Below are 7,291 nucleotides of genomic sequence, written 5' to 3' on the forward strand. Positions count from 1 at the left end.
ATATCTGCGTCAGCTGACGCGTGATAAACGCTACCAACGTGATGTGTACTAATGAATACAAAATTACCTGAAGCCGAACAACTCAAACTCGACAGTCGTTACCTGCGTGGCACCATTGCCGAAGGGCTTGAAGATGCCGTTACCGGTGCGATCTCGGAAGATGACAACAAACTGACCAAATTCCATGGCAGCTATATGCAGGATCATCGCGATCTGCGTGATGAACGCCGTCGTCAAAAGCTGGAACCGTTATATTCATTTATGGTTCGACTGCGTATTGCCGGTGGAGTGGTGACTCCACAGCAATGGCTCGGACTCGATGCGATAGCTGATGATTGCGCCAATGGCACGTTACGTATTACTACCCGGCAGACGTTTCAATATCACGAGGTTTTGAAAAAAGATCTGCGTTCATTAATGCAGCAAGTCAATGCATTAGGGTTGGATACAAAAGGCGCATGCGGTGATGTGAATCGAAATGTGGTGACAAATGTCAATCCGCATCAGTCTTCGGTGCATGCCGAAGTTCATCAGATTTCACAAGCTATAAGTGATCATTTGTGCTGGCAGTCGGGTGCCTATGCCGAGATCTGGCTGGGCGAAAAATGTGTCTATCAACCGGGTAAATCTGAAGAACCGTTTTATGGGGATCGCTATTTACCACGTAAATTTAAAATCGGTATCGCCATTCCACCTGAAAACGACAGTGATGTACTGGCCAATGATATTGCGTTAATTGCCATTATTGAAAACGACGAATTAGTTGGATTCAATGTTGCCGTCGGTGGCGGTATGGGCATGACGTATGGTGAAACGGCAACTTTCCCACGCTTAGCCACCATGGCCGGTTTTGTGCCAAAAGACCAGATTGTCAAAGCCTGCGAAACCATTGCTGCCATTCAACGTGACTTTGGTGATCGCAGTGTCCGGGCGCATGCTCGTTTTAAATACACCATTGATGATCATGGTATTGACTGGTTTAACGAAAAATTTACCGAATACCATGGTGAGGCGATGACGTCTGCCAGACCCTTTGAGTTATTACGCAATGGTGATCGATTTGGCTGGATCCAGGGTGAAGATGGTCAATGGCATCTGACCTTATATATTTACAGTGGGCGGGTTAAGGATACTGAAACACTTCAATTGCGCACAGCATTGCGTGAAATCGCCAAAATCCATACTGGCGAATTTCGCATGACCTGTAATCAGAACCTGATTATTGCCAATATCAGCCCTGAACAAAAACCGGTTATTGAAGCATTGGTTGAGCAGTACCAACTGGATATCGGTGAACGCCGTCCGGCATTGCGTTTAAATGCGATGGCCTGTGTAGCATTGCCTACTTGTGCTTTGGCGATGGCTGAATCAGAACGTTATTTACCCACGTTTCTCAGTAAGCTGGAACAAATAATGAGTGATGTGGGCCTACCGGAAGAGCTGATTAATATCCGCATCACCGGCTGTCCGAATGGCTGTGCCAGACCTTACCTGGGTGAAATTGCGTTAACCGGTAAAGCGATAGGACGCTATAACCTGAATCTGGGGGCTGATTTCAGTGGTCAGCGACTAAACCGTCTGTATCTTGAAAATGTGGACGAAGCCACCATCCTGAATACGCTAAAACCAATGATTGAACAGTTTGCTGCTGAACGTGAGAAAGACGAGCATTTTGGCGACTTTCTGATCCGTGTCGGTATCCTCGGCGCCGAACGTACACCAGAAATGATGCATAAGCCTTTAAAAGATTAAAGTTAACCACAGAGACACAGAAGTCACAGAGATTTTTTATCCGCAGATTACGCAGATTGGCGCAGATTTTTTAAACGAAATATTTGATTTGTGTCGGGTTACGCTACGCTAACCCGACCTACTTCTGGAACAAACCTGCATTCACCTTATTGTTTATTTATATCTGTGAAAATCTGCGTAATCTGCGGATATATTTCTTTTAAACCTCTGTGCACTCTGTGTCTCTGTGGTTAATCATTCAAAACCTAACTTTAATTCATCCGGCGGTATTTGATACGTTCCGGCTGATGATCTTTGCCATAACGCTTGAGGTAATCTTCGGCATATTCACTATAGTTACCTTCAAAAAACACCACGCTGGAATCGCCTTCATAGGCAATCATATGGGTACAGACACGATCCAGGAACCAGCGATCATGCGAAATGACTACTGCTGAACCCGGAAAGGCCAATATGGCTTCTTCCAATGCACGTAATGTTTCCACGTCCAGGTCGTTGGTCGGTTCGTCGAGTAATAAAACGTTGCCACCTTCTTTAAGCAGTTTGGCCATATGCAGGCGGTTACGCTCACCACCGGAGAGATCCTTCACATATTTCTGCTGATCTGAGCCCTTAAAATTAAACCGTCCACAATAGGCACGAGAAGGGGTCTGATAATTTCCGACAGTAATCATATCGGCACCATCAGCTATTTCTTCAAATACCGTTTTCTTGCCATCCAGTTCACGTGCCTGGTTTACATAAGCCAGCTGCACGGTACTGCCGATTTCGATTTCACCGGAATCGGGTTTTTCTTCACCGGTAATCATGCGGAACAAGGTAGATTTACCGGCACCGTTAGGGCCGATGATGCCGACAATTGCACCGGGGGGAATCGTCAGACTGAGATCTTCGAATAACAGTTTGTCGCCGTAGGATTTAGTGACGTTATGCAGTTCAATCACTTTGTCACCTAAACGCGGGCCAGGTGGAATATAGATTTCCTGGGTTTCATTACGTTTTTGAAATTCTTTTGAATTCATTTCTTCAAACTGTTTCAAGCGCGCTTTGGATTTTGCCTGACGACCTTTGGCTCCCTGGCGTACCCACTCAAGCTCAGCTTGAATGGCTTTATTGTGTGAGGCTTCCTGTTTCGATTCCTGAGCCAGACGTTGATCTTTCTGTTCCAGCCATGAAGAGTAATTGCCTTCATAAGGAATACCACGACCACGATCAAGCTCAAGTATCCAGCCCGCGGCATTATCCAGGAAATAGCGATCATGGGTAATGGCAACTACGGTACCGGGGTATTCCTGCAGGAAGCGTTCAATCCAGGCAATCGATTCAGCATCAAGATGGTTAGTCGGCTCATCAAGCAATAACATGTCCGGGTGATCGAGTAATAACCGGCATAATGCAACACGACGACGCTCGCCACCGGATAACACCGCTACTTTGGCATCCCAGGGCGGCAGGCGTAACGCATCTGCTGCACGTTCCAGAGCATTGTCCAGATTATGACCATCTTTAGCGGTGATCAGATTTTCCAGTTCACCCTGTTTTTTAGCGAGTGCATCAAAGTCGGCATCCGGTTCGGCATAAGCTGCATAAATCGCATCCAGTTCATCCAAAGCGGCTTTGACATCAGAGACTGATTCTTCAACGATTTCCCGAACGGTTTTGCTGTCATCCAGCTCAGGTTCCTGAGGCAGATACCCGACCTTCATATTCGGCATCGGTCTGGCTTCGCCAATATAATCTTTATCCTCACCCGCCATGATGCGGAGCAGGGTAGACTTACCAGAGCCATTTAAACCCAATACACCGATTTTGGCACCAGGGAAAAATGACAAGGAAATATCTTTTAAAATTTCGCGTTTGGGCGGCACGATTTTGCCAACGCGGTTCATGCTATATACGTATTGAGCCATTTTAAAATCCAATAAAACAGGAGTTCAGTAGAAGCGGTGATTCTACCTGAAATTACTTTTGGATTCGCGGGCTGAGCGAAAATCTTTTAATGAAAAAATTAGTCATCAATTAAAATCAGCTTACCGGTTTGTGGATCTCGATATACCTGACCAACAGCTTCGTAACCACTACCATCCTGCACCTGCTGCTGCATAGTATCTGGCATTGTTGGCAGTTCCTTACCGAGAGTGATTTCCTGCGGCTGCACTTCAAAATGATCCTGTAAGTCCGAACTGAACGCGACCAGTGCAGCGATTAGCCCACAGGCAAATACCAGCACAATATCAATCAAATTGGCCAATGGACCTAACGGATCTTCATCGGTATCGAGAAATGAACTGCGACGCCATTTATCCATTTTGCTTTTCCAATTCAGTTAAAGCAGCGTCATACCAACGCCGACGCATCCGACCAATGACAAAGCCGAACATGCCAGCCAATAATCCAATAACCGTGGTATCAAACGCCACTGTCATCGCCGTAGTCAGAATTTTTAGTTGTCCTTCGCCTAATGCGGCGAGGCCTGGGCCCAAGGGAATCAAGGTGCCCATCAAACCGAGCATGGGTGCCAGTCTGGTAATAAAATCGGCCCGTTCAATTCGGCGTTTGCCCAGAGCAATCAATGCTTGGCTATCAGAATGCTGTGATAAACGGGCGATTCCCCAGAAGCGCTCACCAATGGCAATACCGGTTTCATATACGGCCAAACCGACAAAAAACAATAACGCCCAGACGACCGGGGTTAATAACAGTCCGGTCAGCTGGTGCATCAATTCCAGTGAAAAATGTGGATACATTACATAGCTCCTTTACGACCGCGCCATAATCCTGCGGCAACGATTACTGATAATGCCAGCAACGTCCACAGCCAAAGCATTTTGCTATCGGTGGAGCTGGTTTCTGTAGTATCCTCAGCAGCTTGATTACTATTCTCGATTTGCTGGCTATCCTGCTGATTCAATTGTAATTCCTGTATATGACTTGGAGAGGAGGCCATTTCTGAAGTCTGTATTCGGCTTCGCGCCAATACGGCTTCCAAAGCTTTAGCCTGATCCGCATCGAGATGTGATTTCACAAAATCATACATTGGATGATTCGCATGGGTATGACCACTTCCGGGAATGCCTTTTTCAATAATATTGGCAGCAAACTGCTCGGCCAATTGTTTTTGAGTATCCAGATCAGCATCCCAGAATCCTTTATCTATGGCGACCAGCATCACTGCCAGGATATTGGTTTGAACATGTTGTTGATGACCATCACCTAGAAACTCATCCAATCCCAGTTGCAGACTGTCATCCACATAAACGGCTTTCACTTCTTCCCAAACCTGATCGGTAATGATCTCTGGACTGGTTACCTGCCACCCCCAAAGATATTCGATAAATTCACTGCCCATGGTGCGCGCACCGGCATAACCTTCATTCATTAACGGCTTAATCCATTGTGGATTCAGATAACGGGCACGCAGCTCTCCCAGCAGGACTTGTGGCAAGTCATCGATTCGCAGATTATCGTTGTTACTGTGATTAATCACCGCGCTGCCTGGTTGCTGACCACTAACTGTTTCCACCGCCAGATTAAAACCACCCAGATAATCAAATGCATCATTGTTATCCATCAGGCCATACAGATTACTGGCACGACCCAAAAAGGTTTGTGACACTCCGGCAAGTTGCTGTTTGAACAAGTCCGGTTGCGATTCACCCTGCAAACCACTGCCATAAGCATGTGCCATACGTTTGATAAATACGTCAGCCAGTTCACTGCGATCTTCCCAGGCAGCTGAACGTTCAACCAGACGATTAATGCCAGCACCATAAGCCCCCGGGGCAATACCAAATACACGAAGGCTTGTTTCACGACCTAATTGTGCCGGATCGATATCCGGTTGTTGGGCCAGCCGTTGTATGGCCTCATTTACCCAATTGGCGGCCACCAAGTTTTTATCCAACGCTTCATCGCCGCCTTGTTGCCATTCACCTAAAGCTTCCAAAGCAGCGTTAAGGGCGACAGCCAAAGCAGGATAATCACGGATAATCAGATCCCGACTGGCATCCAAGGCCAATAAGCTGGCTTTATCCAGCAATACCAGATGTTCGCCATATAAATCCCGGAATAAACCTGAAGTGGTAAACAACACATCCAGCCGCTGTGGTTGTTCCTCATTTAATGGCAGACGTTCGAGACCTTTGATAATGCCACGGCTATTCCATATCGGGCGGACACCCAGCAGCTTCATACCAAACGCAATCATGGCACCTTCATCCCGCACTGAATCAGAGGCCCATAAAATCACCCCTTGTTTATTGCGATCGCCTACTTCATGACCTTCAATATTGCCCTTTTCGCCGGCCAAGACCGGTGCGGCCAGTTGTTGACCGATATCAAAACCCACACGGGTTGGCAGCAGGCTGCCATCCAACGCATAAAAATTACGGCCAGTGGGCAGAGCATCCGGCGTGCGAATGGGATCATTGCCTTTCCCCGGAGAGATAAAACGACCATTCAAACCATTCAAAAGCGCTTCAATCTCAGCCGCTGGAGACATTTGCAATTTTTGATAGATAGCTTGACGTTGAGCCTCGCTGGAATCGGTGTTGTCCAGAATTGAGTTCATCATGGTATCGAGTCCATCCGCGGACCAATCCCGGCCAAATACATGCAGACCCAGTGGCATAAAGGTCTCTTGAAAATTTGTCAGATAATGACCGACTTCATGCAGTAGAAAATCATCATCAATTTCATCGAAACCGGCACCACGCACTTGCAGCTCTTCATCCATGCTGGCGATCAATTCATTACGCAGACCCATAGTTTCGATTTGTTCACGCAGGCTGCGAATAGCCCGATCCCGTGTGGCTTTATCTGAAGCAGCTTCGGCGCTTTCAATCAACTGACGTAGTTGTAGCAGATCGTCATAAAGTTCAGTGACGGCGAGCGGGGGAGTCAAATGATCGATAATTACCGCTTGACCACGGCGTTTGGCCTGTATGCCTTCACCGACACCATCAACTATATAAGGATATAGACCAGGAACATCACCGGCAATAATAGTGGGATAATCATCTTCACCCAGGCCAACACTGCGTTTGGGTAAAAACTCATAGGTTGAATGTCGACCAACATGCACCATGGCATCAGCGTTAAATTGCGACTGAATATAGTGATAAAACGCCAGATATTGATGTGGCGGAGGGAAAGACATATTGGCATGCAACAGTTCTTCGTGAATCTCCCAACCACGCGGTGGTTGCGGGCCGATAAACACATTGCCAAATTGCACGCCGGGAATCAGTAATCGATTATCCCAGACCATCACTTTGCCGGGTACTTCACCCCAACCGCGAATACCTTCAATCTGCATTTCCAATAATGCATCATGTAAGGATTCGCTATGCTGCCAGTCGGGCTGATGGCCTTGAGCAGCTGCATCGATGATCTGCTGATAATCCTGTTCCAGCTGATTTAATAAATCCAATGCTCGACTGCGGCCGGGATGACGTAAACCATCCAGTGCATGATGCAGATCCGTGGATGTTTGCTGCATAAATGCCGTTAGCAAATTGAGTTGAGATTGGCGAGTTGT

5 protein-coding genes are annotated in these 7,291 nt (G+C 47.0%); 1 reads left to right on the plus strand and 4 read right to left on the minus strand.

Going from position 1 to position 7,291, the window contains the following annotated elements; genetic code table 11:
- Positions 1 to 51 precede the first annotated feature (51 nt).
- A complete protein-coding gene (locus tag B3182_RS16140; protein ID WP_292357160.1) occupies positions 52 to 1,752 on the plus strand; it encodes an NADPH-dependent assimilatory sulfite reductase hemoprotein subunit in 1,701 nt (566 codons plus the stop codon).
- 251 nt (positions 1,753 to 2,003) lie between these two features.
- Here B3182_RS16140 and ettA read toward each other — a convergent pair whose 3' ends face one another.
- From ettA to B3182_RS16160, 4 genes are all read right to left on the minus strand, one after another.
- Positions 2,004 to 3,662, minus strand: coding sequence for an energy-dependent translational throttle protein EttA (ettA, locus tag B3182_RS16145; protein WP_292357158.1), 1,659 nt, complete (start codon positions 3,660 to 3,662; stop codon positions 2,004 to 2,006).
- A 98-nt stretch (positions 3,663 to 3,760) separates the two neighbouring features.
- Positions 3,761 to 4,060 carry a DUF2149 domain-containing protein gene (locus B3182_RS16150; RefSeq protein WP_292357156.1) on the minus strand — a complete coding sequence of 100 codons (300 nt, stop codon included), beginning with the start codon at positions 4,058 to 4,060 and terminating at the stop codon, positions 3,761 to 3,763.
- Complete coding sequence (locus B3182_RS16155; RefSeq protein WP_292357154.1) at positions 4,053 to 4,499, minus strand: MotA/TolQ/ExbB proton channel family protein; 447 nt, start codon at positions 4,497 to 4,499, stop codon at positions 4,053 to 4,055. The genes B3182_RS16150 and B3182_RS16155 overlap by 8 nt, the downstream gene beginning before the upstream one ends.
- Positions 4,499 to 7,291 (minus strand): cobaltochelatase subunit CobN (locus tag B3182_RS16160; RefSeq protein WP_292753518.1); only part of this gene is annotated, 2,793 nt, incomplete at its 5' end. The genes B3182_RS16155 and B3182_RS16160, both read right to left, overlap by 1 nt.

It is taken from the genome of Methylophaga sp. UBA4204 (genome assembly GCF_002379485.1).
Taxonomy (GTDB): Bacteria; Pseudomonadota; Gammaproteobacteria; order Nitrosococcales; family Methylophagaceae; genus Methylophaga.